This is a genomic window from Paraplanobispora siamensis, assembly GCF_016863175.1.
GTDB classification, from domain to species: domain Bacteria; phylum Actinomycetota; class Actinomycetes; order Streptosporangiales; family Streptosporangiaceae; genus Planobispora; species Planobispora siamensis.
Map to the genome: position 1 here is coordinate 165,466 of NZ_BOOJ01000030.1, position 25,101 is coordinate 190,566.

Sequence of the window (25,101 nt, forward strand, 5' to 3'; positions counted from 1 at the left end):
CTCCTTCGGATCTTTAAGGCTGGTCCGGATCTTTAAGGCTGGTACGGAGTTCGGTCGTCAGGCGGCGTCGAGGGCTTCGGTGATCTTGCGGGCCATCTCGGCCATGGTGGGGCTGGGCGCGCCCTTCTGGGGCCGGCCGGCCGCTTCGACGGCGACGAGGACGGTGCGGCGGAAGTTGTCGGCCTCGGCCGGGGCCTGCTGCTTGAGCAGGCTCATGGACGCGGTCAGGGCCGGCAGCACCCGGTCGGCGAGCTCGGCGGTGGACTTGCCGCCCAGGCCCTTGGGCGCCTTGGTGAGCACGTGCCCGACCAGGCCGGTGGCGGAGGTCAGGGCGATGGAGGCCTCGGTGGCGGCCTTGTGGGCCGAGCCGGCGGCGCCGGCGGCGGCCATCAGCGAGACGGCGCCCCACGCGGCGGTGCGAAGGGTGAGGACGTCCTGGTCGATGAGGGTGACGGACATGGTGGTGTGCTCCTTCGAAGCTGTTACGGAATCTGTTAGGGGGTTCAGCCGGACGGCCGAACCGTTCATGGCTCAACCATCGCGAACCGCTCTGATACCGGGCCGTCACCGTCCTGACGCGGCCGCTGACACGACGGCGCGCACAACGCTGATATGTCGTGATCTGATCGCTAGACTCCTCGCCCATGTCTGAATCGCCCACAGCACTCGACATCGCCTTCGGCCTTCTGCGGGAGGGGCGGCTGGTCGACGCCGAGCAGGTCCTGGTGCGGGAACTGCAGGCCGTCGAGCGGAGCCACGGCCGTGGAAGCCCGGAATGGGCGTCCGCCCAGTGCGATCTCGGCAATCTGCTGTTCAGCTCGGACCAGGCCGACCGGGCGCTGGAGTGCTACCGCGCCGCGTGCGCCCACCCGCCCGTCGGTGATCGGGACAGGTATCAGGACTATCTGACCTACCGTCTCAACCTGGGCACCGTACTGGCCGCCGCCGGCCGGCTCGACGAGGCCGAGGCCGAGCTGCGCCGGAACCTCCAGGAGCGGCAGGGCTTCTACGGTCCCGAGCATCCCGGGTACGCCTTCGGGCTGCAGCAGCTGGCCGACCTCCTGCTCCGGCGCGGCGACCTCGATCAGGCCCGCCGGGCCGCCGAGGAGGCGGTCGCCGCCTTCTACCGCAACGGGCATCCGTGGATCGCCACCGCGCTGGCGCTGCGGGCGGAGATCGTCGTGACCGGGGGCCGGGACGAGGCCGCGTTCCCGGATCCGGGACCGCTGCCGGACGAGGTCGTCGCGGAGATCGCGTCCGCCGCGATGAGCCGGGCGGGCCGCGATCCCGTGATCGGCAAGGCGGTCCTCACCGACCTGGCCGCGGTGCTGGACGCGAGGCTGGGCCCCGATCACCGGGCGACGCTCAACGTGCTCTCCCAGCTCGCGAACATCAGCCACGACGCCGGTGACGAGGCGGGCCGGGTGGAGGCGATCACGAGGGTGCTCGCCTCCTACGACCGGCAGGGCATGGCGGAGGAGGCGGTGATGGCGGCCCTCGGCCTGGCCATGGCGCAGGACGACGCGGGCGACACGGCCGGGTCGCTGCGGACGTACGAGCAGGCGCGGGCCCGGGCCGAACGCATCGGCCGCCACGAGCTCACCGCCCAGGTACTGCGGAACCGGGGACTGGCGCTGTCGGCCGCGGACCGCCCCGCCGAGGCGGAGCGGTCCCTGCGCGAGGCCGTGGCCGAGGCCGAGCTCGGGAGCGACCCCGAGATGCTCGGCCGCTCACGTGTCGCGCTCGGGCTCTTCCTCCAGCATCGGGAGCGGCTGGAGGAGGCACGGACGGCGGTGGAGGCGGGACTGTCGACGCTGGACGTCGCGCACCCCGACGCGATCAGCGGACGGGGCCACCTCGGCGCCATCATGGACGGCCGTTCCTGCGGATGCGGTGACGTCCGGAGCGCGCTCGCCGCGGCGTTCCGCGAGTTCGTCATCGGCAGGCTGCCGGGCGACCTCCTCGAGGAGCTCGACGTGACCATCAAGGACGACGAGTTCGCGATCGCGGTCAGGCTCCGCAGGGAGCCGACCGAGGCCGAGCTGGAGCATCTGAACCGGCTGATCCAGAGCGCCGACGCCGAGTTCCGCGGCCGACTGGCCGCCCGGTAGTCCCGGCGTCCGACTGCCGGGAAAACCGGATGACATTTCGCGTCACGTGCTGGAGGGTTGAGCGGTCGACGGGTTTTGTCGGTGGCACCCGTCATTCTTGGATCACCACGACTTCTTGTGGTCGAAGGCTGGGACGCCAGCCGTGATCGTGTCATGTCCGACAACCCGATCGAGGTACCGTGTCCAGCCAACTGCTCGATTCACCCGCCAAGCCCGCGGCCGCCGCTGCCGGTCGCACGCCGCCCGTGATCCGGCTGCTGGTGCTCGCCACCTTCGTGGTCATCCTCAACGAGACGATCCTGATCAACGCGATCCCGGATCTGATGGGGGCGCTGCAGATCACCGCGCAGACCGCGCAATGGCTCTCGACCGCCTTCATGCTGACCATGGCCGCGGTCATCCCGATCACCGGATGGTTCCTGCAGCGGGTGTCCACCCGCAGTGCGTACGCCACCGCGATGGGCCTGTTCCTGCTCGGTACGGCGCTGGCCGCCGCCGCTCCGTCGTTCGAGGTGCTGCTGGGCGCCCGCATCGTCCAGGCGTCCGGGACGGCCGTGATGATGCCGCTGCTGATGACCACGCTGATGCAGGTGGTGCCCGAGTCGGACCGGGGCCGGGTGATGGGCAACGTCACGCTGGCCATCTCGGTCGCGCCCGCGATGGGCCCGGCGGTCTCGGGGCTGATCCTCCAGCTCGGCTCCTGGCGCCTGCTGTTCGCCGTGGTGCTCCCCATCGCCGCCCTGATCACCTGGCGTGGCCTGAAGCAGCTCCAGAACGTCGGCGAGCCCGAGTTCAGCACCATCGACTGGTTCAGCGTGCTCACCGCCGCCGCCGGTTTCGGCGGCCTGGTCTACGGGCTCAGCCGGTTCGAGGGCGGCGACGCCGGTGTCGCCGCCGCGATCGTGGGGGCCGGCCTGGTCACCATCGCCGTCTTCGTCCTGCGCCAGCTGCGCCTGCAGAAGCGCGGTGTGCCGCTGATGGACCTGCGCACGCTGCGCCACCGCACCTACACGATCGCGCTGATCCTGATGGCGGTGGCCTTCATGGCCATGCTCGGCTCGATGATCCTGCTCCCGCTGTACCTGCAGAACCTCCGCGGGCTCAGCGCCTTTGAGACCGGCCTCCTCGTGATGCCGGGCGGCCTGGCGATGGGACTGCTCGGCCCGACCGTCGGCCGGCTGTTCGACCGGTTCGGCGGACGGGTCCTGGTCATCCCCGGCGCGATCGGCATCATGCTCTCGCTCGCCGGTTTCACCCAGGTCACCATGACCATGCCCTACTGGCAGCTCCTGGGTCTGCACGCGCTGCTGATGGTGAGCCTGGCCGCGACCTTCACCCCGGTGTTCACCCTCGGGCTCGGCGCCGTTCCCTCGCACCTCTACTCCCACGGCAGCTCGATCCTGAGCACGCTGCAGCAGGTCGCCGCGGCCATCGGCACCGCGCTCGTGATCACCGTGATGAGCGCGCGGGCCGATGCCCTGAAGTCCACGGGAGTCACCGAGGCGGTCGCCACCCTCGACGGCATGCGGATGGCCTTCGTCATCGGCGCGGCGCTGTCCGTGGTCGTGATCATCGCCGCCCTGCTCCTGCCGGCCCGGGCCGACAGCACCTCCGAGGCCGGGCACCCCGTCCACTGACACCGGCGGTCTACCGCGGCAGCGGCCTCAGGGCCGCTGCCGCGGTAGACCTTTCCGCCGACCCGCCCGGCCGCGCCGGGCCCTCGGCGGCTCAGACGCTGAACCGCCGACCCATACGGTGAACCCCCGACTCAGACGGTGAACCCCCGACTCAGACGGTGAACCGCTCGACGACCGAGCGCAGCCGGCCGGAGGTGTCGCGCAGCGTCTGGGCCATCTCGCGGGTCTGCGAGGCGCTGGAGGAGGCGGTGTGGGCGGCCTCGGCGACGTCGGCGATGCCGTGGGCGATCTCGGTGCTGCTCGTGGCCGCCTCGTTCACGCTGCGGCCCATCTCGCCGGTGACGGCGGTCTGCTCCTCCACCGCGGCGGCGATGGTGGTCTGCAGTTCGCTGACCTGGGCGATGATCTCGCTGATCTGGCCGATCGCGCTGACCGCGTCCTGGCTCTCCGCCTGGATCGCGGTGATGCGGTTGCTGATGTTCTCCGTGGCGTCGGCGGCCTGCTGGGCCAGGTCCTTCACCTCGCCCGCGACCACCGCGAACCCCTTGCCGGCCTCGCCCGCCCGGGCCGCCTCGATCGTGGCGTTGAGCGCCAGCAGGTTGGTCTGCTCGGCGATGGCGGTGATCGAGCGGACCACGTCCTGGATCGCGTTCGAGCTCTCGCCCAGCCGCCGGACCGTGGCGTTGGTGCTCGTCGCGGTGTCCACGCCCGAGGCGGCGACCCGCGCGGCCTCCGAGGCGCTCTTGGAGATCTCGGCGATGCTGGAGGTCATCTCCTCCACACCGCCCGCCACCGTCTGGACGTTCCCGCTCACCTGGTCCGCCGCGGCCGAGACGGCCCCGGCCTGGGAGGAGGCGCGGTTGGCGTTGGCGTCGAGCTCCTCGCTCACCTGGGTGAGGCGCTCGGCCGAGCGGCCCAGCTCGGCCGCGCCGGAGTTCATGCTGCCGATGGCCTCGGCCATGATGTCGACCATCGCGTTGAGGCCGTGGCCGATCTGCCCGACCTCGTCGCGTCCGTCCACCGCGATGCGCGCGGTCAGGTCACGGCTGACGAGGCGGTTCAGGAAGGCCAGCGTCTCCCGCAAGGGGCGGGTCACGCTGAGCGAGACCCAGAACACCACCGCGGACACCACCAGCACGCTGACCACGCCGACGGTGAGCTGGGAGCTCACGAACTCGTCGAACTCGGCCGGAGCCAGGTGGTCGCGGGCGAAGCGCACGGCCGCCACGGTCTGGATGGTGACGACGAGCGCGCTCAGGCTGATGGCCAGGGTCATCAGCAGTGAACGCAGACTCGGGAAGAGCCTCCACACCCGGTTGAGCCCGGATGCGCGGGAAGAGGGAGAGGTGGTGGGCATACCGGCTTCATCGGCAGGTACGGCCCGGGGTTGCGGTTTTACGATCGGCCGTTTTCGTGACCGGCCTCGCCGTCTCCATGGCCGGGCCGGCCGTTCTCGCGGCGGAAGCCGTACGCGCGCTCCACGCGGGCGATCTCGATGTCGTAGAAGTCATACCAGCGGTCGCGGCCGAGCCGCTGCGCCTCCAGGTGCTCGGGGTCCGCCTTCCAGGAGGCGATGGACTCCTCGTCGGCGTAGTAGAGGACGGTGAGCTCGCCGCCGTCGGCTCCGGTGAGGGACTCCCGCCCCAGATAGCCGGGCCAGCCGCGGCCGAGCTCGGCCATGCGGGTGTTCATCGCCTCGTAGTTCTCGTGGTCCTCACCGCTCAGCCGGCTGCGGATGATGACCGCGTAGTACGGGGGAGCGGGTCGGGTGAACGAGGTGGACACGGGCCGCTCCAGAAGATGTAAGGAACGTTTTAGGTGAATGGTAATGACATCCACCGCCGTGCTCAAGATCGGATCGTCACCCGAGACCCGCCCGGCCGACCGATCAGCACGTTCCCGGCCCCCCTCAGCGGGTGGGCGGGAAGTTCTGCCGGCGGCGCAGGAACCATCCCGTGATGGGCAGCACTATCAGCGTGCCGATGATGGCTCCGAGGATGCCGCCCCAGTCGAAGATGTCCGTGTCGCCGATGCCCAGCAGGACGGTGAAGAGGAGATAGCCGACCAGGGCGCCGACGAGTCCGATCACGAGCGACACCAGCCAGGACATCGGCCCGCTCATGTGGCGGAACGCGTCTCCCGGCATCAGCATGCGCGCGACGACACCCGCCACGAAACCGAGCAGCAGGGCTCCGATCATTACGGCCTCCTAGGGTTCCTCGACCACGGGGCATCCGATGGTGCCGCCGCCGTACGGCCGGGCGGCTCCCCCACGACGGGTGATGACGTCCGCGCCGGACCACGCGGAGCCCTCACCCCTGCGACGGAGGATGGGACGGCAGCCAGTCGTAGATGACCGACGTCCGCAGCACCAGGTCCGCCAGGGACCGGTTCTCGCGGCTCACCGCGACCCAGAACAGCCCGATCGGGAAGACGGCGTAGGCGAGCGCCCGCACCAGCGCGCCCGCCAGCCGCATCCGTTCACCGCGGAAGTTCACCGCGCGCAGCCCCATGAGGTGGTTGCCGAAGGTGCGCCCCGTCGTGGCCCAGCAGCCCGCGAGGTAGAGGACGAGTATGACGAATCCCGTCACGACGGCGAGGCGCACCGGCGCCTGCGGAAAGCTGAATCCGAGCGGGTCGAGAAGGAACAGCAGCGTCGCCCAGACGGCGTACACCCCCACCACGGCGCCGACCACGACGACCATGTCGACGGCGGCGGCGACGAAGCGGCTCACCACTCCGGCCCGGCGCCCCTGGTACGGCCTCGCCTCCCGTGGCACGGGCGAGACGCCGTGCGGGGTCATTCCCGCACCTGACCGGACGCCGGCCCGGGCGGCGGCCAGGGAAGGTCCCGCCGGTCGGCGGACGGCCCCGGGACGCCGGAGGATCCGTCCGGAGGCATCGTCACCGCAGGAGTCCCACCCGGAGGCATCGCGACCGCCGGAGACACCGCGGCCGTGGAAGCTCCGTTCGGAGGCGTAGTGACTATCGGAGTCCCGTCCGGGGACACCACGACTGCGGGGATCCCGTCCGGGGATATCACGGCCGCAGGAGTTCCGCCCGAGGACGCCGCGGCCGCGGGAGTCCCGTCCGGGGACACCACGGCCGCGAGGGTCCCCTCCGGGGATATCACGGCCGCGGGAGTCCCGTCCGGGGAGCCAGGGACGGGCGGGAGTTCGTCCGGGGACGCGGGGGAACGGCGGCGTCGAAGGATCCGGCCGAAGACGCTCGCCACCTTCTCGTCCGCGCCGATGCTCTGCATCCGCACGCCGCGCACCACGCCGGAGGTCATCGACCCGGTGGAGTCCCGGATGATCTCCGGCAGGTCGATGGCGTCGATGACCTGCTCGGCGAGGCCGGCGAGATCGATCCGCGCGATGATCGCGTCCAAATCGATCCGCGCGGCGATCGCGTCCACGTCGATCCGCGCGGCGGCCTCGTCCAGGTCGATCCTGGCGGCGGCAGCGCCCAGATCGATGTGGGCGGCGGCCGCGTCCAGGTCCACCCCGGCGACCAGCGCGTCCAGATCGACGTTCTCGGCCACCACGGCCGTCAGGTCCAGGCGGCGCAGCGCCTGTTCCACGACGACGGGGACCAGGGCGTCGACCACTCTCTCGAGGTCGCGTTCGCCGCGCAGCCGTACCCGGCGCCCGCGGTCGGCGGCCTCCTCCACCCAGCGCGCCGGATGGTAACGCGGCGCCAGCACCGGCGGGTGGAGGACCATCCGGGCGACCGGGCGCGTCACGGTCATGACCAGCCGCCCCACCCTGCCGAGTCCCTCACCGACGAGGCTGCCCGTCCCGACCACGATGTCGAAGGCCCGATCCGGACCGCCGGGCGCCTTCCCGAGCGCGGCGCGCAGTGCCGTCGCGGCGACGTGCGCGACACCCACCGCGAGCCCGGCCGTCCGCGGGAGATCACTCGACGACTCCCGGGGTGCCGATCCATCGCTCAGCGACCCCTGAGCCACCGGTCCATCGCTCAGCGGCCCCGGGGATGCCGGTCCATCACTCGACGGCTCCCGGGGTGCCGATCCATCACTCGACGGCTCCCGGATCACCGGTCCGTCGCTCAACGGTCCCCGAGCCACCGACCCATCACCCGGCAGCTCCAGGAGCACCGGTTGATCATTCGACAGCCTCCGGGGCGCCTGTCCATCGTTCAGCGGCCCCCGGACCGCCGGATCGGCCGTATCGCCATCGGGTCTCATCTCGACTCCCGGGCCGGGACCGGCCGGATCGTTCCTGGAGCGGTCCCGTCGTCATGGTGTGCCTCGTGCCGGCTCTCTCCCCCGTCACGTCGCCCGCCCGGCCGGGGGCCGCGCCGCGGCCGGTACGGTGCGATCGCCGATGAGCACACCGTCCACTCGCGGACCTCGGCCCCAGACCACCCGAAAAGGGTGACTGCCCGTCCCGGACGGGCTCAGCGGTCGATCGTGTAGGTGGACTGGACGAGACCGGCGCCCAGGTCCCTGGTCGAACGGTGGGTCAGGGCGACGTCGCCGTCGAGGGGACCGAAGAGGGGAAGCCCCGTTCCCAGCAGGACCGGGACCGTGGTGATCGTGAGCCGGTCCAGCAGGCCCGCGCGCAGGAAGCTCTGGATCACCTGGCCGCCGTCCGCGTACACCTGCTTCGTCCCTCTCGCCGCCAGCCCGCGCACGAGTTCGCCCAGATCGCGGTAGACGGTGATGCGCGGGTCGGCGCCGGCCTCCAGGCGGGTGCTGAGCACGGCCACGTGCCTGCCGTCGTACGGCCAGCTGCCGACACCGAAGGTCAGGACCTTCTCGTAGGTGGCGCGGCCCATCACCACGGTGTCGATGCCGTCCATGAACTCCTGGTAACCGGTGTCGCCGGCGGCCTCCCCCCTGCTGGTGAGCCAGCCGATGTCACCGTCGGCGCGGGCGATGAACCCGTCCAGGCTGGTTCCGATGAACACCGACGAAGTGAACGGCCGGTGGGAGATCACGTGTGCCCCGCTCTCATCCTGCGGTGGGTCCCGGGTCGGGCCCGCCGCAGGTCCACAGTTTGTGAATGGCTGTTCGGTAACCCTATCCGGCGACTCTCGATTTGTAAACGAACATTCATTTAATAACTGTCCCCAGGATGCCCCCCGAGCCGTCGTCCGGCGGGTCAGGCGCGGTAGGGCCGCAGCAGCCGGTCGAGATCGGAGCGCAGGGCGTCGCCGAGCGGGCCGTCCGCCGCCATGGCCCACAGGATCAGCGTGCCGTTGTAGGTGACGTGCACCGCCCGGGCCAGTTCCTCCACGTTCTCTCCGGGAGCCAGTTCGCCCGCCGCCACGGCGTCGGCCAGAAGCCCGGCGATCTCGCGGCGCGTCTCGCGCGTGTGCGTGAGCGCGTGGGCGCGGAAGTCGGGGTCGGTCAGGTCGAGCTGCAGGAAAGCGAGGTTGTTGGCCATCTCCTCGGGTGTCCGCACATCCGCGGCCAGGCCGGCCAGGGCCGCGTACAGGGCGGCCAGAGGCGAGTCGTGCTCCCGGCGCGCGACGCCGAACGGGGCGCCGGCGACGCGCGCCGCCTGCTCTGCGACCGCCAGCAGCAGACCGCGTTTCGAGCCGAAGCGCTGCACGAGCGCGGCGGCGGAAAGACCCACCTGCTCGGCCACCACCGCCAGCGTCACCCCGGCGAGACCGTGGCGCCCGATCGCCCGGCCGGCGGCGGCCAGGATCGCCTCGTCGCTGGTCGTCCGGGGTCTCCCCACGGCGCCCTCCCTCGTTCGCATACGGCGGTACGGCGGGCTGCCACCGTATACCCCGCGCACCCGAGCTCGTGAAGGAACGGATGTCCACCGGCGGCCGGGAGGCGGCCCGCCCCACCCGGCACCGCCCCACCCGGCACCGCCCCACCCTGCACCGCCCCATCCTGCGCGGCCCCATCCTGCGCGGCCTCAGCCGAACCGCTTCATCCATAACGCCAGGTGTCCGCAGAGCTCCTCGAACAGGCCGGCCTCGGCCAGGCTGAACGCTCCTGCGACGCCCGTCCTGCGCACGGCGGTGACGGCGCCGAACGACTCGTTGCCGGCGGCCAGCGGGACGCATATCAGCGAACCCGCCCCCAGCCTCGTCGCCAGGCAGATCCCGTCGTCGTCCCGCCCGAGGATGGAGGGGTCGTCGAGATGGGCGCCGAGAAAGGGCTGCCCCGACCCGCGGACCCGCCTGGACAGCTCGGCCGGGCCCGACACCGAGCGCAGCAGCTCGCCGGAGGCCCGGTCGCGGTGCAGGACGACCTCCCGCCGCCACTGCTCCCCCTCCCCGGCCAGGTCGATGAAGATCCAGTCGGCGAAGTGGTCGAGCAGCGTCTGGCCCACCTGGCGCAGCGTCATGTCCTCCGACAGCAGCTGCCGGGTGAACGCGCTGATGAGGTCGCCGCGCTCGGCCTGGTCCCGGTACTCCTCCACCGTCGCCTCACGCTCGGACGCGGAGCCACCGGTCCCTTCGATCCCCTCGGCGAGCGGGATCACGACCAGGGTCATGGTCCGGGCGGCGCCCTGGACGTCCAGCCGGGTCATGGCGAGGGTGAGGTCGACCGGGTGGAGACGGCGCCGGATCACCCGGCTGCGCACCGTCCGGACGGCGTCCGTACGGCACACGGCGGCCAGGGCGGAACGCAGGGCCGCCCTGAACTTCAGATCGACGAAGACGGGGAACGGCCGTCCCACCGCGTAGGCGTGCGAGACGTCGAGCAACTGCAGGGCGCGGAGGCTGGCCCGCCTGATGACCGCCCCCTCACCCTCCAGCAGGAGGATCGGGACCGGCGCGTTCACGAACGCCGAGTGCAGGAGCCGTTTCTCCTCGTCCACGGTGCTCTGCGCCGCCAGCAGCTGCTCGGTGGACTCGTTGATCTCCTCCTGGCGGACCCGCAGTTCCTCGAAGGCGACGTCGAGCTCCAGCAGGGCCGCGTCCATGAGGCCCATGACCTCCTCGGAACCGTCCACGAGGGAACGCGACTCCCGCAGCTGGGAAAGCCGCTGCTGGAAACGGAGGATCTCCTGCTCGAAAGCCCGCGACTCCTGAGAGGCGAACACTGACTTCTCCCCCGACTTTCCCTATCGTGAACAACCCGGCGTCATGAGGCCTCGCACGGAGCCCGTACACCGGACGATCAGGCCTAGAGCACCACTCATATCAGCCGTAGTGGCGGAAAATTCCGAAGGTCGCGTCATGGAAACGTCAGGTCTTGAGACTCCGGACGACACTCCGGCCGGAGCGTTGAGCGCTCTCACGCTGCAGGCCGCCTCGGTGGCTGGAGTGTGCGGCGCGTCGGCCACGGTGCTGCACGCCGGGAACGACCCCCTGCTGGTCGCCTCGTACCCGGAGCTGGGAGAGATCGCCGAACTCGAACTGGAGCTTCACGAGGGCCCCACCTGGGACGCCCTGGCCCATGACGCGCCCCTCCACGTGGCCGACGCCCTGCGCGAGAGCCGCTGGCCCGGCTTCTGCGAGGCGATGACGCGGCGCGGGGTGCGCTCCTGCGTGGCCGCCGTCGCCTCCCTTCAGGGGACGACCACCGCGGTCACCCTGTACGGCCTGCGCCCCGGCGTGCCCGGCCCGGCCCACGGCGCCCTGGCGACGGCCTTCGCCCGCCAGGCGGCGCTGCTGAGCATCGGTTTCGACGTCAGGGACCGGGGACAGCGGACCGTCGAGGAACTGCGCAAGATCCTCGCCTCCCGCTGGCCGATCGAGCAGGCCAAAGGGATGATCATGCAGGCGCTGGCCTGCGACGCCGACGAGGCGTTCGCCGAGCTGCGCAGGACGTCCCAGAACTCCCATCTCAAGCTCCGGGAGGTCGCCCGTATGCTCATCAACCGGGATCTCGGGCAGAAAACGGAGGAGAGGGTTCGGCCCGAGGAGACGGGGTAGACAACCCCGCGCAGCACAAAAGCGCGCTGACGACTCTGCTTTACAGACGGAAACCGTTGTGAATTTGCGCTTCAACGTGCGTGCGCGTACCGATCGTGTCGTAGTGGACGTCGCAGGTGAGATCGACACCGAGACGGCGCTCGATCTCCAGGACTTCCTCCTCACCGTGGTCGAACAACGCGGACCGAGGCTGGTAGTGAAGCTGTCGCAGGTGACATTCATGGATTTCACCGGTATAGCGGCTCTCCTCCATGTCCGGACCGCCACCCGCTTCCGCGGGGGCGATCTGGCCATCATCGCTCCCAGCAGGCCGATCCAGCTCCTGCTGCGCGCTGCCTGCGTTGACCAGGTCTTCACCCTGCTGCCCTCCGGCAGAGGGGCGATACCGGCGGGATGAGATCCGGCGGCGCCGAACACCACGGATGACATGCGGGCCTCAGCCCGAGGCGGGGACGATCCCGGTCGCGGACCGGGGTCGTCTCCGTCATACGGCCGGCCGGGAGGGTTCGCCCTCCTGGGGCGCGATGTCGTCCAGCCAGGTCTGGTCGCCCTGGGCGGCGACCGCGTCGAGGAGCTTCAGATACTCCCGGCCGCGGTTGGTGATCCGGACGTAGTCCTGGAGGTTGAACCTGTCGTCGGGCGCCTCGTGGTCCCTGCGGATGGCGTTGATCCCCGCCTTCTGCACCGGGACCACGAACCGCATGGCGTCCAGCCGCTCCAGTTCCCTGACCATGTGGTTGGAGTACTGCACGTCGAAGGGTCCGTCGGAGTCCAGTCCCCGCAGGTGCCGGAGCTCGTGCTTGGTCACGATGCCCGACAGCGCCACCTGCATGACCTTGATGTCGGACTCGATGGCCCGCTGGCGGCTCTCGATGCGGCGCAAACGGATCCTGCTCGCCCCGCTCGCGTCGACCGTCAGGTCCTCGATCGAGTACTGCGACAGCACGATGATCGCCACCGCGAGCACGATCTCCGGTGTCGACAGCCGGTGGTCCTGCTCGACGAACCCGAGCGGCACCAGGATGAGATAGACGACCAGGAGCGTCGCCGCCACCACGGAGACGGCCTGCCGTACCAGCAGACGGCGCGGTGTACGTGATCCAGAGGGCATTCGCCGTCACATCCCCTCGGTCCGGGTGAACGGTATGCAAATGTGATTGGATTTCATGTCAATAAGCCGGACAGCGGCCGTTCATTCGCACCCGGAAGTGAATAAATCACCTTCGGATGATCTACGGACCCTCGCATCCGAAAGCTCTCCAGAGAAGTCCCGACAACGGACTCACCATCGCAACGGAGTTCCCTATATCGCTTTTCGGCCGGGCCACATTTCCCTATTCATGCCATTTAGATGGAGTAAGTCCTAAATGTCAATAACTCCCCTTATTTACCTTCCACCAGAATCCCTGTCAGTCTAATATCTGGATCTATGCCGCAGAATGCATCAGATCCACCGGACAAGGCAGTCCGGCTCTCTGAGCACACCGGCACCCGTGCCGGGCGCGGCTTTCAGGACGACTTCCACGACGGCTTCCGGGACGACGAGAGGTGGGAACCCGAACGTCTGCCCACCTCCGGATGGCGGAAGGTCGTCCTGTCCGGAGCGGCACTGGCGGTCGCGGGCGGCGTGGGGACATGGGCCGCCGTATCCGGTTCGTCCGAACCGGTGACCGCACCCGCCCGCTCCGCCCCCTCCGCCGCCCCCGCCGGGACGCCCTGGCAGACGGTCGTCCCTCCGTCGGCGGAGTCCCAGCCCTCCCGCATCACCGTCGAGGAGGCACGGCGCATCCACGACCGCTACGCCCGTGACCTCTCGATCGCCCAGGCCAAGAGGGACGCCCGCGCCATGGGCGAGCTGGAGCAGGGCCTGGCCCTGGAGATGTCGCGGGCGAGCTTCGAGACCGCCCGCATGCGGGGCGAGAAACCGGTCTCCGGTCTCTGGCCCGAGCCGGAGCTGCTGGTCCCCCGGGATGCGGGCGGGACCACCGGCTGGTTCGCGGCCGTCTCCCACCAGAAGGGAGTGGCCCGCATCAGCGAGGTGCTGACCGCCACCCCGGACGGATGGCGGGCGACGGCGTTCACCACCGACACCCGCACGCCGCCGGAACCGTTGCCCGGCGTCGCGACCGACTCCGGCGGCTACGCCACGAGCCTGCCGGAGAACGCCTCCGGCCTGCTGGCGACACCGCGCCAGGTCGCCCGGGCCCATCTGGCGAGCCTGGAGAGCGCCACCCCCGACCCCCGCTTCGCCGACGGTCCCTGGACCGACCGGGCCGTACGGTTCTGGCAGCAGGAGCGGGCCCGGCTGGAGCGGGCCGGATGGAGGCTCACGCTCTCCTTCCGGCCGGAGGGCCCGGTGCGCTCGCTGATGACCGACGACGGAGGCGCCCTGATCTGGTACGGCGCCCGGTCCACCGATCTGCGCCAGGCCCGCAGGGCGGGCGCGAAGGTCGCGTTGAAGGGATCGGCCGCCGTCCGCACCGACGGCGAGGCGTTCGCCCGTACGGCGAGCGCGACCTACGGCCGCATCTATGTGGCCCATGTACCACCAGCGGGTTCCAGTGAACGGGTCCGCGTGCTCGGCGAGTGGTCCGAAGTCCTGGAGAGCCACGGCACCTGACGTCCCCGGAAAGGAGCGGAAGGTTCACATGACGGCACCATCACGCAGGCCATCGCGGGCGACCGTGGTCACCGCGACCGTCGCGGTAGGGGTGTTCGGAGCCGGCGCCGGGCTGGGAATCGTCATATCCGGGCGGTCCCAACCGGACCAGGCGGAGACGGTACGGCTCGCCGCGGGCACCTACGTCCTGAACGCCGGAGCGGGAGCACGGACCTCCCAGTCCTCGCAGAAAACCGACGCGCCGCTCTCCCTTACGGGCTCGGACGAAGGCAGCACGATCACGATGCCGGGCGAGGACGATCCGGCTTCGGATGAGGACGAGACGGTCACCGCCTCGGGTGAGGAGAAGGCCGCCGGGACCGGGGACGAGAGCGACACGGCCGCCGCCCCGGGTGGGACCGGCCGGGTCTGCCTCACCGTCACCACGGACGGCCGCGCGGTCGACCCGGGCGACTCCGGCTGCACCGCCCTGCCCGCGGTCGGCGGCGTCCTGACCGCCTTCGTCCCGGGCAACCCCAGCGGAAAGCCCGCACCGACCAAGAAGACGGCCGCCCCGCCGAAGCAGTCGTCCGCCCCGCCCAAGAAGACGGCGGGCCCGCCCAAGCAGGCCGTTCCCGAGCCGCCGAAGAAGACGACGAACCCCGCGCCTCCGCCCGCGCGGCGCACGACGGCGACCAAGCCCGCCCCGGAGAAGACGAAGGCCGCTCCGGAGAAGACGAAGAAGGAGTCCGCGAAGCCGGAGAACAAGCCCGTGGAGCCCTCGGCCCCGAAGATCACCATCGGGGACATCACCGACGAGCCCGTTCTCCCCTCCGCCCGCCCGACCGCGTCCCGGAGCGCCGGAGTACCGGGCCCCTCCATGAGCAACCGGCCCCCGTCCCCGCCGCCCGGCAGACCCACACCCACGGTCACCGGTACGATCCCGCCGCCCGGCAGACCCACACCCACGGTCACCGGTACGATCCCGCCACCACCTGGCAAGCCCACACCGACGGTGAGCGTCAGCACAGCCCCGCCGCCCACCGCCACCGCCACCGGCTCCCCGACGGCCTCGGCGAGCACGGGGACTCCGACGCCCTCGGCGAGCACCGGCACTCCGACACCGTCGGCGAGCGTCAGCGACCCGGCCCCCTCGGTGAGCACCGGTACCCCCACGGCCTCGGCGAGCTCCGGCGTCCCCACGCCGTCGACGAGCACCGGTACGGCCTCGCCGCCCCCGGCCGACACCGGCCGGCCCGGCCCGCCCTCGGTGGGGACGCTGCGCCCGGCGGTGCCGCCCAGAGACGGCCAGAACCCGCCGGAGATGCGGGTCACGCCGACCCCCGGCCCCGGGGAGTCCTCGGCTCCGCCGCGCGACCGGCACCCCGACGACGACCCCGCGCCGCCCGACCAGCGCCCCGGTGAGAGCTCCGCGCCGCCCGCCCCGGGCCCCGAGGAGACCTCGGCCGAGTCCCCCGCGCCGCCCGCGGAGAGCTCCGAGCCGGAGCAGACCGAGGCTCCGGACCCGGGAGAGGACTCTCCCACCGCCCCGGCCCCGTCCGATGACGGCTCCGTCCACGACGACCCCTCCCTGCCCGTCTTCCGGAACCCCGAGCTGCTCAAGCGCGCCCGCGAGGCCCTGGGGCTGGACAGGAACATGCGCTACACCGACGCCGAGGGCGTGTGGGACCTCGACATCGCCCCGCCCGGCACCCCCGCGTGCCGTGACTACACCACCGCCGAACTCCGCCAGTTCCGCTCGTCCCGCGGCGGCGCGGCCTCGTCCGAGGGCGGCATCCCCCGCGACTCGTGCCAGTGGCCCGCCTTCATCCGCTGGCTCCTCGCGGAGCCGGCCCCCGGCGAGATCAGCAACTGGACCAAGTTCACCGGTCTCCCCGAGCGAGAGCTGGAGCTCGTGGTGACGGATCCGCCGAGACCGGGCACGGACCGCCCGCGCGTGCGGGACAACCGCCCGAAGCTGGACGCCGACCGGCCGGACACCATCGAGAACCCGCCCGTGCAGGACGACCGTACGGACACCGTCGGCGAGCCGCCGGTGCGGGAGACGGACCGGCCGGACACCGCGGAGAGCCCGCCGGCGCAGGACGAGGTCCCCACGACCCCGGACGGGCAGTGGCCGGGACCGGGAGAGGGGCCGCCGGGGCCGGATGAGGGCCGGCCGGACACCGGCGGGTACACGGGCCCGTGAACCCGCCCGTCCCCTCTCGGGGCACCGCACCCGGCCCCGGCCAGTGGGCGGCCTGGGTGAGCGAGCACGGCGCGCATCTGCTGGACTACGCCGGATACCACCTCGGCGAGGACCGGGCGCCCGCGGCGGTCGCCTCCGTCATCGCGGCGTGCGGCGTCCGGACCGTCCCCGGGAGCGTCTCGGCCCGGGCGTGGCTGCTGGCCGTACTCCGGCGTGACTGCTCCACCGCGCCCGGCCATCGGGATGGGTACGCCCCGGGCACCGGGCCGGGCCTGCCGGGCGCCGTGCTGATCGAGCGGGCATGGCGGCTCGCCGATCCGCTCGGCACCGAGGCCCTGCGGCTGATGTTCCGGCACGAGCTGAGCCCGGAGGATCTCTCCCACATCCTCGCCCTGTCCGTGGAGGAGGTCGACAAGCTCGCGACCAGGACCCAGGACGTCATCGAGATGCTGGTCAGCGCGCTGGACGGGCTGGCCCACGACCGCGCGCCCTGCCCGGAGCTGCGCCCGCTGGCGGAGTCGGCGTTCCCCGGCGGGCGGGCGGACCCGCTGCCCGCCTCCGACGACGCCGCCACCGGCCTGCTGGCTCACATCACCCGGTGTCCGGCGTGCACGCGGCCCATCAACATCCGCTACACGGTCCCCCAGATGATCGCCAACCCGCCGATCCACTCCCTGAGCCCGGAGACCGTCCGGCGGCTGACAGCCTCCCTCCTCTCCGCGGGCACCCGTTCGCCCACGGACCCCGGGCCGCTCGGCGATCCTCGCCTGGCAGCGGAGACGCCCCCGTCCGGCGACTCCCGTCCACCCGCAGAGGCCGGACCCTCCGAGGACCCGGAGCCCCATGAGGACTCCCCGCCGCCCGGGGACCCCGGGGCACGGGGAGACAGGCGGACGTCCGCGGCCGCCGGAGCACCCGGGCCACGACGGGGCACGGCTCCGTACTCGACGAACGGCCTCGACCCGGCCGGGCCACGCTCGGTGGACACCCCCGGTCCGGGCAAGGCTGGGCCGTACGGAATGGGCGGTGCCAGCCAGGGCAGCGTGGCGCCGTACGAAATAGACAGTCCCGCCCCCGACAGAACGGCACCGCACACCACGGACACCCCCGATGCGGGCAAGGCTGCGCCGCACGGGATGGGCGGTTCCGGCGCGGGCAGGGTGGCGCCGTACGCGATGGGTGGCCCCGGGCCGGGGAGGGCGGCGCCTCCGGAGCCTCCCGTGCGATCCTTCCCGGTCTCCGTCTCCCGGCGGGACGAGGAGACGCTGCCGTCCATCCCCCGGGCCCTGGTCGGCAAAATCGCTGTCCGGGAGGACGACACCCTCCCGGCCATCCCCGCCGTTCGGGCGGCCCGGACGGAGCCCGACATCCCCGCGGACGGAGCGGACCTGAGCGTCCCCGCCGATCCCCCGGTCCCCGCGACCCCCGCCCGGGCGAACCTCGACATCCCCGGTCTGATCCCCACCCCCGACACACGGCCCCTCTCCTGGGAGACACCGGGCCGGGAACGGCGTCGTGACGGGGTCTCCGGGTCCCGGCTCGCCGACGCGCTCGCGCTGGCCGGGGTCAGGGCCCGGGCCACCGCCATGCGGGTCGTCATCGTCGCCGTCGCGGGAGTGGCCGGGACCCTGACCGGGATGAACGTCCTGGGGCCCGCGCTGGGGAACGGGCCCGGAGCCGGGGTCCTGCCCTCGTCCCTGCCCCGGGCCGCCACGAGCAGCGTCACGCCCACCGCCCTCACCGGGCGGAGCGTCGTCGCGGCGCCCGGTGTCGCGGCCGGGGAGGGCGGTCTCGCGACCCGGTTGCGCATGCCCGCCGAAGTCGTCCTGGACGAGTACGGCAGGGGCAGCATGATCATCAGCTCCGTGTCGGGAGACGAGGTGCGGTGGCGCCTGTCCGCCCCCGGCCTGGCCGTGAGCCCCGCCGACGGAACCCTGAAACGGGGGGACACGGCCGTGATCACCGTGCGCGCCCTCCGGGTCCGCCACTGGTGCGGCGCCGCCGCCCCCGTCACCGCCCCGATGACCCTCCACGGCCCCGACGACTCGATCTCCACGGTGGTGCGCTGGCGCACCTGCTGACCAGCCTCCCGCCCCGCGAAAGGACCCCGGTCGTGACAGACACCTCTCCCCGGACCCCCGCGTCACCCGCCCCGCCGCAGGACGGGCCCGGCCCCCGGCCGAATCCCGGGCCGGGGCCACAGGACGGGCCCGGCCCCCGGCGGGACCCGGGACCGGCGGCACAGCCGGATTCCGGACCCGCGGCGCGACCCGATCCCGGACCCGGACCCGGACTCGCGACACGGCCCGCGGCGGTCCCGCTCACCGCGGAGAACCTCCTCACCAACCGCCGGCCCGAACCCTCGGGCGGATGGCGGCGGATGGTCTGGCGGCTCTCCGGCGGGAAGATCACCCCCACTGAGTCGGCGGCGGAGATCGAGCGGCGCACCCTCATCGCGCACGCCCAGACGCCGGTCGCCGGCGGGCACCACCGGATCGCGGTGATGAGCCTCAAGGGCGGGGTGGGCAAGACGACGACGACCGCCGCCCTGGGCAACACGCTGGCCTCCCTGCGAGGGGACCGGGTGATCGCCATCGACGCCAACCCGGACCGGGGAACCCTCGGCCTGAAGGTCGTGCCCGAGACCGCCGCGACCATCCGCACCATGCTCGCCGAGGCGCCCCGCATCATGCGCTACTCCGACGCCCGGGCGTTCACCTCGCAGTCCCCTGCCCGGCTGGAGATCCTGGCCTCCGACACCGATCCCGCCATCAGCGAGGCCTTCGACGCGGACGACTACCGCACGATCGCCGGGCTGATCGAGCGCTACTACTCGATCTGCATCACCGACTGCGGGACCGGCCTGCTGCACGGGGCCATGGGCGCGACCCTGGAGCTGGCCGACCAGATCGTGCTGGTCACCCTGGTCGCCGTGGACGGGGCGAACTCCGCCGCGGCAACCCTGGACTGGCTCAACGCCCACGGTTACTCCGCGCTGGCGGACAACGCCATCGTCGTGCTGAACGCGGTGGAGCCGAAGTCCGACGTGAACCTGGAGGTGCTGGAGCAGCACTTCACCTCCCGCTGCCGCGCGGTGGTCCGCGTGCCGTACGACCCCCACCTCAGGGAGGGGGCGGAGGTGGACCTGACCCGCATGCGGCCCGCCACCCGGGGCGCCTACCTGCGCCTGGCCGCCGCGGCCGGTCAGGCCTTCGGACTGCGTCCGGCCCGGAGCCGCTGATGCCGCCGGCCGTCGAGGGACCCGTCCTGGACGTCGACCTGGGCCCGCCGGGTCGCGCGTTCCGGCGGCGCGCCCTCGTGGCCCTGGCGGTCGCCGGGGCGCTCACGGCGGCGCTCTGCGTGTGGCTGCTCCCGGACCGCGGGTCCGGCGCGCCGCCGGTGTCCGGGGCCGGGTCGTCCGGGTCCTCCGGGCCTTCCTGGGTCGTACTCGCCCGGCCCTCCGGCTACCACGGCGATGCCGGATACCCCGTCGGCTTCCCGCGGACCACGCTCGGGGCGGTCTCGGCGGCGGCCGCCGCGCTGGAGGCCTCCTGGACCCTGGACGCCTGGCGGGCGGAGCAGGCCGCGGAACTGTACGCCCCCGCGGAACGGCGCGCGACCGCCCGCGACGACGCGGGCGCCGTCGTCCGCGGCTGGCGGGAGACCCTCGACCTCCCGCTCGACGGCGATCCCCCCGCGGGGGCGGCCCTGCGGACCGAGCCGATCGGCGTCCGGTGGAACGACAGCGCCGGGGACGAGGTGCTCGTCTCCCTCCTGGTCCGGGTGAACGCGACCAGGGGGACCGACGAGCCCGGCCCGGCCTACTCCGCCCCGCTCGCCGTGAACATGCAGATGATCTGGCGCCCCGGCGTCCGCGGCGGGAACGGCGACTGGGTCCGCGCGCTCGACCCCCCGCCCGCGGCCGCGCCCCCGATCGCGGAACCCGGCACCCGCGAGTTCGCCGCCGCCGGATGGAAGGCCGTCACCGGCACTCCCCCGTAGACCACCCCCCGCTCATGGATCGAGGAAGACCCCATGTCCCCACACGGCTCCCTGCGGCGCATCGCCCCGGCGGCGGCGCTGGCGGCGGCACTGGCCCTGATCACTCCGGCCGCGTCCGCGGCCCCGGGCACCGGCGCGGCCACCCTGGCCTGCCCCGCCTCGCCCGACGCCGCCAGCGCCGCCGCGATCCACGGCTGGGGCGCGCCGGACTGGTGCGCCGAGTTCGACGACTACCTGCAGGCCTCGGACTGGGTGTTCTACGACTCGCCCGGTCACGCGGGCAACGGCCGCCGCTCCTCCGGGCAGCTCTACCTGGGCGAGGGGACGCTCTACCTGTACGGCATGGCGGACGGCACCACGGCGGGCCTCGCCAGCCGGCACGTGCAGACCTACGGACGCTGGGAGGCCCGCATCCGCCTGTATCCGGGCGCCGGCTCCTATCACCCGGTCGCCCTGCTCTGGCCGCAGGAGGGCGGGGGGAACGTGCGCAGCGCCACCGGCGAGGAGATCGACTACCTGGAGGTCATCGACGACCCGGAGAGGCAGCGGCCGAACTTCTTCCTGCACACCCCGCAGGGACAGGAACAGGCCCACGCCCAGGTGGACATGACCACCTGGCACACCTACGCCGTGGAGAACAGCCCGCGGGGCGTCGTCGGCTACATCGACGGGCGGGAGTGGTTCCGCTCGGCCAACGCCACGCACAGCCCGATGTCGGCCTGCCTGCAGCTGGACTGGTTCCCCGGCCGGGGCAGCGCGGGAGAGGCCTGGATGGAGGTGGACTGGCTGCGCATCTACCCGATGTCCTCCGGCGGCACGGACTCCGGCAGCACGGGATGACTCGGCGCGGGACGCCCCCGGAGAGGCCTCAGAGACGCCTCTCCAGGATCTGCCCCGGCCACTCGCCGACCGTGAAGGGCTCGGTCCTGGTGAAGCCCTGGCTCTCGTAGTACCTCACCAGCCGGCCGTCGTCCCCGGCGTAGCAGTCGACCCTGACCAGGGAGATCCCCCGGTCGGCGGCCTCGGCCGAGGCCAGCTCCAGAAGGGTCGAGCCGACCCCGCGGCCGTGGAAGCGCCGGTCGATGACCAGGGCCTGCACGTAGAGCTCGGGCTCGGGAGCGGGGGCGATGTACGGCATCGGCCCGCCTAGGACGACGCAGCCCGCGGGCTCCCCGTCGATCTCGGCGATGCGCATCCCCCCGGAGGCCGCCCACCCGGTGATCCGCTCGACGCGGGCGGGATCGGCGGAGAACGGCTCGCTTCCCCACTGACCGGTACGGCCCTGCTCGGTGAGCCAGGCCACTGCGCTGTCAAACATCCTCAGAACAGCCTGAACATCGCCGACATCACCATTACGGGTAATCACCGGCGGATCGTAACAGGGTCACCCCAGTGCCGTGCGACACGCGTTATATGCCTGCCGGAGTTCTTATCCGACCCTTATCAGGGATTAGTACACTCGGCCACGGCTGTAACCGACTCCCCAGAAACGGGAGCACCCTGGCCCGTCCATCTCTGGAGTCACGTGAGCAGCGGTTCGATCGACGCGGCGGCGGAGCATGCTCCGCGGTGGCGGCGCCGGTGGGTGTGGTGGCTGGTGGCGGTCGTCACGGTCGTCGTCCTGGCGGTCAGCGCCACGGCGGTCGGCGCGTTCGTCAAGCTGACCGGGAACGTCAAACACGTCGAGGTGACCTCGGAGGACCTGGGGACCCGGCCCGTCAAGGTCGCCACCAAGGCGATGAACGTCCTCGTCGTCGGCTCCGACCAGCGCGACGGCAAGAACGCCAGGTACGGCAGGTTCGCCGGGGAGCGGACCGACACGATCATGCTCGCGCACATCTCCCCCAGGCGGGACAACGCGATGGTCATCAGCTTCCCCCGCGACTCGATGGTGCAGCTGCCCGCCTGCCGCGCCCGGCAGGGGCTGCCCGGCCAGCAGGCCCACATCGGCATGATCAACGAGTCGTTCAACTCCGGCGGCATCGCCTGCACCTGGAAGACCATCGAGACGCTGACCGGCATCCACATCGACCACTTCGTGAAGGTCGACTTCACCGGCTTCAAGGACATGGTCAACGCGGTCGGCGGGGTCGAGGTCTGCGTGCCCGAGCCGATCCACGACACCAAGGCCCTGCTGAACCTGCCCGCCGGGCGGCAGACGCTCATGGGCGAGCAGGCACTCGGCTACGTCCGCGCCCGCTACAGCCTGGGCGACGGGTCCGACATCGGGCGCATCCAGCGCCAGCAGATGTTCATCGCCTCCATGGTCAAGAAGGTCATGAGCGGCGAGACGCTCACCGACCCCACCAGGCTGTTCGGCTTCCTCAACGCGGCCACCAAGTCGGTCACCACGGACCCCGGCCTCACCGTGGGCGTCATGAAGGACCTCGCGGTCAGCGCCGAGGGCCTGGCCGCCGGGCAGATCCACTTCATCACGACCCCGTGGCGCTATTCCCTGGTCCACCCCGGCAAGGTGGAGTGGGTCGAGCCGCAGAGCCGCAGGCTGTTCTCCATCGTGGCCCGGGACAAGTCGATCGCCGACGCCGGGGTCAGGGGCGGGCAGACCAAGGTGGCGCGCTCGAAGATCCACATCGAGGTGCGCAACGGGACCTGGCGCTCCGGCCTGGCCACGGTGGTCGCGGCCAAGCTGGAGGAGCGGGGCTACCACATCGCCAAGATCGGCGACGCGCCGCGCAAGCCGCAGGCGAGGACCACGATCGCCTACTCCCCGAACGGCGCCACCAAGGCGCCGACCCTCTCCCGCGACCTGCTGGCCTCCCGGGGCCGGCTCGTCGAGGCCGCCCGGACCGGGCGGCTGGTCCTGACGATCGGCGACGACTGGCAGGGGCTCAGGGAGCTGTCCCCGGACGACGCCGCCGGTCTGAACGGCTTCGACGCCACGCAGGACTCCTGCGCGAACGCCTGACGGGCGCCGCCGCGGGGGGAGGCGGGGCCCGTCAGCGGAGGCGGCCGCCGGCCGAAGAGGCGGAGCCGGTCAGCGGGAGGCGTCGGCGGGGGCGGTGCTGAGCGGCTCGGCGATGTCCTCCAGGCCCTTGCCCTCGGCCTTGACCCCGAGGAACACCTCCACCAGCCCCGCCGCGATCATCAGGATCGCGCCGATGGAGAAGGCCAGCGCGGTGTCCCCGGGCACCCCGCTCTCGACCAGGCCGGCGAAGACGAGCGGACCGGCGACGCCGCCGACGAAGGTGCCGATGGCGTAGAAGAACGCGATCGCCATGGCGCGGGTCTCCATCGGGAAGATCTCGCTGACGGTGAGGTAGGCCGAACTCGCCCCGGCCGAGGCGAAGAAGAGCACGACGCACCAGCAGGCGGTCAGCGTGACCGAGGTCAGCGCGCCCTGGGCGAACAGCCAGGCGGTGCCGAGCAGGAGCACCCCCGATCCGATGTAGGTTCCGGCGATCATCGGGACCCGGCCGACCGTGTCGAACAGGTGGCCCAGCAGGAGCGGGCCGAGGAAGTTCCCGACCGCGATGACCGCGAAGAAGTAACCGGTGTTCGTGTCGATCCCGTAGAAGGTCGACAGGATCTGCGCGTACCCGAAGGTGATGGCGTTGTAGAGGAACGCCTGCCCGACGAAGAGGGAGAAGCCGAGGATCGTGCGCCGGGGATAGCGGGCGACCATGGTGTGCGCGATCTGACCGAACCCGATCGACTTGCGCTGGTGGATGGTCATCGACTGGGCGGGCTCCTCCAGGCGGACGTTCTTCTCCTGCTCCACCCGCTCCTCGATCTCGTCGACCAGCTGTTCCGCCTCCCGGTCCCGCCCGTGGATGAACAGCCAGCGCGGGCTCTCCGGCACGTGCCTGCGGACCAGCAGGATCGCCAGGCCGAGCACCACGCCCAGGCCGAAGGCGATGCGCCAGCCGATGTTCACCGCGAAGTTGTTCAGCAGCGGCACCGTCAGCAGCGCGCCGCCGGCCGCGCCGAGCCAGTAGCTGCCGTTGATGATGATGTCGATCCGCCCGCGGTAGCGGCTCGGGATGAGCTCGTCGATGGCCGAGTTGATCGCGGCGTACTCACCGCCGATGCCGAACCCGGTCAGGAACCGGAAGAGGAAGAACCACCACGCCGAGAACGACAGCGCGGTCATCGCCGTGGCCACCAGGTAGACGATCATCGTGATGATGAACAGCTTCTTGCGCCCGAAGCGGTCGGTCAGCCATCCGAAGAACAACGCCCCCAGGCAGGCGCCCGCCACGTAGAGGGCGGCGGCCGTACCGGCGACCTGGGTCTGGGTGATCTCCAGGCCGCTGCCCTCCTTGGCCAGCTGGGCCGAGAGGTTGCCGACGATGGTGACTTCGAGGCCGTCCAGGATCCAGACGGTTCCGAGACCGATCACGATCATCCAGTGCCATCGTGACCATGGCAGCCGGTCCAGCCGCGCGGGCACCTTCGTCGTCACGGTGCCGATCCCGATCTCGCTCATGACGGCACCGGCTACCCGGTAAAGAGCTGGTCATGCCCGGGAAAAGGGCGGCCCCTCCCGGAATCCCCGGCCGTGGCGCACTCGCGGTACGCGGGTATGCCCCTCCCGGACCGATGAGAACTTCCTCACCATCGGTCCCTCCGCTCCCGCTGACTAGGACAAACACCACTTATGGCTATACATTGCGCAGGCATCGGGAGACTTGGCCGGATTGAGGGGGCGCG

At 71.8% G+C, this 25,101-nt stretch carries 23 protein-coding genes; 11 read left to right on the plus strand and 12 right to left on the minus strand.

The features are described from left to right. Positions 1-57 precede the first annotated feature (57 nt). Positions 58-459, minus strand: a complete 402-nt coding sequence (locus Psi01_RS18250; protein ID WP_204065227.1) for a hypothetical protein — start codon at positions 457-459, stop codon at positions 58-60. Positions 460-644: 185 nt separating this feature from the next. Between Psi01_RS18250 and Psi01_RS18255 the strand changes: the two genes are divergently transcribed. Beyond that, positions 645-2,111 carry a tetratricopeptide repeat protein gene (locus tag Psi01_RS18255; RefSeq protein ID WP_204065228.1) on the plus strand — a complete coding sequence of 489 codons (1,467 nt, stop codon included), beginning with the start codon at positions 645-647 and terminating at the stop codon, positions 2,109-2,111. A gap of 179 nt (positions 2,112-2,290) precedes the next feature. Then, positions 2,291-3,748: an MDR family MFS transporter gene (locus Psi01_RS18260; RefSeq protein ID WP_239127810.1), complete on the plus strand. Its 1,458-nt coding sequence runs from the start codon at positions 2,291-2,293 to the stop codon at positions 3,746-3,748. 151 nt (positions 3,749-3,899) lie between these two features. On the opposite strand, the gene Psi01_RS18265 is transcribed toward Psi01_RS18260, so the two are convergent. From Psi01_RS18265 to Psi01_RS18300, 8 genes are all read right to left on the minus strand, one after another. Next, positions 3,900-5,024 (minus strand): methyl-accepting chemotaxis protein, encoded by a 1,125-nt coding sequence (locus Psi01_RS18265; RefSeq protein WP_204065229.1) that lies wholly within the window; start codon positions 5,022-5,024, stop codon positions 3,900-3,902. Between the two features lie 119 nt (positions 5,025-5,143). Then, positions 5,144-5,533: an antibiotic biosynthesis monooxygenase family protein gene (locus Psi01_RS18270; RefSeq protein WP_204065230.1), complete on the minus strand. Its 390-nt coding sequence runs from the start codon at positions 5,531-5,533 to the stop codon at positions 5,144-5,146. 124 nt (positions 5,534-5,657) lie between these two features. Beyond that, the gene (locus Psi01_RS18275; RefSeq protein WP_204065231.1) at positions 5,658-5,948 is read right to left on the minus strand and encodes a GlsB/YeaQ/YmgE family stress response membrane protein; all 291 of its coding nucleotides are present in this window, start codon (positions 5,946-5,948) and stop codon (positions 5,658-5,660) included. Between the two features lie 112 nt (positions 5,949-6,060). Beyond that, positions 6,061-6,552: an RDD family protein gene (locus tag Psi01_RS18280; RefSeq protein WP_204065232.1), complete on the minus strand. Its 492-nt coding sequence runs from the start codon at positions 6,550-6,552 to the stop codon at positions 6,061-6,063. Beyond that, positions 6,549-7,640, minus strand: coding sequence for a WD40 repeat domain-containing protein (locus Psi01_RS18285; protein ID WP_204065233.1), 1,092 nt, complete (start codon positions 7,638-7,640; stop codon positions 6,549-6,551). Before Psi01_RS18285 ends, Psi01_RS18280 begins: the two co-directional genes overlap by 4 nt. 530 nt (positions 7,641-8,170) lie before the next feature. After that, entirely contained in the window at positions 8,171-8,683 is a 513-nt protein-coding gene (locus tag Psi01_RS18290; RefSeq protein ID WP_239127811.1) for a dihydrofolate reductase family protein, read from the minus strand. A 194-nt stretch (positions 8,684-8,877) separates the two neighbouring features. Further along, complete coding sequence (locus Psi01_RS18295; protein WP_204065235.1) at positions 8,878-9,462, minus strand: TetR family transcriptional regulator; 585 nt, start codon at positions 9,460-9,462, stop codon at positions 8,878-8,880. Between the two features lie 186 nt (positions 9,463-9,648). Beyond that, entirely contained in the window at positions 9,649-10,785 is a 1,137-nt protein-coding gene (locus tag Psi01_RS18300) for a hypothetical protein (protein ID WP_204065236.1), read from the minus strand. Positions 10,786-10,969: 184 nt separating this feature from the next. Here Psi01_RS18300 and Psi01_RS18305 point away from each other — a divergent pair, with 184 nt between their 5' ends. Continuing rightward, positions 10,970-11,620, plus strand: coding sequence for a GAF and ANTAR domain-containing protein (locus tag Psi01_RS18305; protein ID WP_204065237.1), 651 nt, complete (start codon positions 10,970-10,972; stop codon positions 11,618-11,620). 58 nt (positions 11,621-11,678) lie between these two features. Beyond that, on the plus strand, positions 11,679-12,017 hold the full coding sequence (locus Psi01_RS18310) for an STAS domain-containing protein (RefSeq protein ID WP_204065238.1): 339 nt from the start codon (positions 11,679-11,681) through the stop codon (positions 12,015-12,017). Positions 12,018-12,104: 87 nt separating this feature from the next. On the opposite strand, the gene Psi01_RS18315 is transcribed toward Psi01_RS18310, so the two are convergent. Then, positions 12,105-12,731: a hypothetical protein gene (locus Psi01_RS18315; protein WP_204065239.1), complete on the minus strand. Its 627-nt coding sequence runs from the start codon at positions 12,729-12,731 to the stop codon at positions 12,105-12,107. Positions 12,732-13,049: 318 nt separating this feature from the next. Here Psi01_RS18315 and Psi01_RS18320 point away from each other — a divergent pair, with 318 nt between their 5' ends. The 6 genes from Psi01_RS18320 to Psi01_RS18345 all read left to right on the plus strand — a co-directional run bounded on the left by Psi01_RS18320 (position 13,050) and on the right by Psi01_RS18345 (position 21,270). After that, the gene (locus Psi01_RS18320) at positions 13,050-14,240 is read left to right on the plus strand and encodes a DUF8094 domain-containing protein (protein WP_204065240.1); all 1,191 of its coding nucleotides are present in this window, start codon (positions 13,050-13,052) and stop codon (positions 14,238-14,240) included. Between the two features lie 28 nt (positions 14,241-14,268). After that, positions 14,269-16,428 (plus strand): hypothetical protein, encoded by a 2,160-nt coding sequence (locus tag Psi01_RS18325; RefSeq protein ID WP_204065241.1) that lies wholly within the window; start codon positions 14,269-14,271, stop codon positions 16,426-16,428. 56 nt (positions 16,429-16,484) lie between these two features. Beyond that, on the plus strand, positions 16,485-18,509 hold the full coding sequence (locus tag Psi01_RS18330; RefSeq protein WP_204065242.1) for a hypothetical protein: 2,025 nt from the start codon (positions 16,485-16,487) through the stop codon (positions 18,507-18,509). Between the two features lie 299 nt (positions 18,510-18,808). After that, entirely contained in the window at positions 18,809-19,669 is an 861-nt protein-coding gene (locus Psi01_RS18335; protein WP_239127812.1) for a MinD/ParA family ATP-binding protein, read from the plus strand. After that, on the plus strand, positions 19,669-20,430 hold the full coding sequence (locus Psi01_RS18340) for a hypothetical protein (RefSeq protein ID WP_204065243.1): 762 nt from the start codon (positions 19,669-19,671) through the stop codon (positions 20,428-20,430). Before Psi01_RS18335 ends, Psi01_RS18340 begins: the two co-directional genes overlap by 1 nt. 33 nt (positions 20,431-20,463) lie before the next feature. Continuing rightward, positions 20,464-21,270 (plus strand): glycoside hydrolase family 16 protein, encoded by an 807-nt coding sequence (locus Psi01_RS18345; protein ID WP_204065244.1) that lies wholly within the window; start codon positions 20,464-20,466, stop codon positions 21,268-21,270. Positions 21,271-21,298: 28 nt separating this feature from the next. On the opposite strand, the gene Psi01_RS18350 is transcribed toward Psi01_RS18345, so the two are convergent. Continuing rightward, a complete protein-coding gene (locus tag Psi01_RS18350) occupies positions 21,299-21,748 on the minus strand; it encodes a GNAT family N-acetyltransferase (RefSeq protein WP_204065245.1) in 450 nt (149 codons plus the stop codon). A gap of 207 nt (positions 21,749-21,955) precedes the next feature. Between Psi01_RS18350 and Psi01_RS18355 the strand changes: the two genes are divergently transcribed. Next, positions 21,956-23,356, plus strand: a complete 1,401-nt coding sequence (locus Psi01_RS18355; protein ID WP_204065246.1) for an LCP family protein — start codon at positions 21,956-21,958, stop codon at positions 23,354-23,356. Positions 23,357-23,425: 69 nt separating this feature from the next. On the opposite strand, the gene Psi01_RS18360 is transcribed toward Psi01_RS18355, so the two are convergent. Next, a complete protein-coding gene (locus tag Psi01_RS18360; protein ID WP_204065247.1) occupies positions 23,426-24,877 on the minus strand; it encodes an MFS transporter in 1,452 nt (483 codons plus the stop codon). Positions 24,878-25,101 lie beyond the last annotated feature (224 nt).

Excerpts from the sequence above, each read along its gene's own strand:
- Psi01_RS18250 (WP_204065227.1), bottom strand. The coding sequence starts at position 459 with ATGTCCGTCACCCTCATCGACCAGGACGTCCTCACCCTTCGCACCGCC.
- Psi01_RS18255 (WP_204065228.1), top strand. The coding sequence starts at position 645 with ATGTCTGAATCGCCCACAGCACTCGACATCGCCTTCGGCCTTCTGCGG.
- Psi01_RS18265 (WP_204065229.1), bottom strand. The coding sequence starts at position 5,024 with ATGACCCTGGCCATCAGCCTGAGCGCGCTCGTCGTCACCATCCAGACC.
- Psi01_RS18275 (WP_204065231.1), bottom strand. The coding sequence starts at position 5,948 with ATGATCGGAGCCCTGCTGCTCGGTTTCGTGGCGGGTGTCGTCGCGCGC.
- Psi01_RS18280 (WP_204065232.1), bottom strand. The coding sequence starts at position 6,552 with ATGACCCCGCACGGCGTCTCGCCCGTGCCACGGGAGGCGAGGCCGTAC.
- Psi01_RS18315 (WP_204065239.1), bottom strand. The coding sequence starts at position 12,731 with ATGCCCTCTGGATCACGTACACCGCGCCGTCTGCTGGTACGGCAGGCC.
- Psi01_RS18320 (WP_204065240.1), top strand. The coding sequence starts at position 13,050 with ATGCCGCAGAATGCATCAGATCCACCGGACAAGGCAGTCCGGCTCTCT.
- Psi01_RS18325 (WP_204065241.1), top strand. The coding sequence starts at position 14,269 with ATGACGGCACCATCACGCAGGCCATCGCGGGCGACCGTGGTCACCGCG.
- Psi01_RS18335 (WP_239127812.1), top strand. The coding sequence starts at position 18,809 with ATGGTCTGGCGGCTCTCCGGCGGGAAGATCACCCCCACTGAGTCGGCG.
- Psi01_RS18340 (WP_204065243.1), top strand. The coding sequence starts at position 19,669 with ATGCCGCCGGCCGTCGAGGGACCCGTCCTGGACGTCGACCTGGGCCCG.
- Psi01_RS18345 (WP_204065244.1), top strand. The coding sequence starts at position 20,464 with ATGTCCCCACACGGCTCCCTGCGGCGCATCGCCCCGGCGGCGGCGCTG.
- Psi01_RS18350 (WP_204065245.1), bottom strand. The coding sequence starts at position 21,748 with ATGTTTGACAGCGCAGTGGCCTGGCTCACCGAGCAGGGCCGTACCGGT.
- Psi01_RS18360 (WP_204065247.1), bottom strand. The coding sequence starts at position 24,877 with ATGAGCGAGATCGGGATCGGCACCGTGACGACGAAGGTGCCCGCGCGG.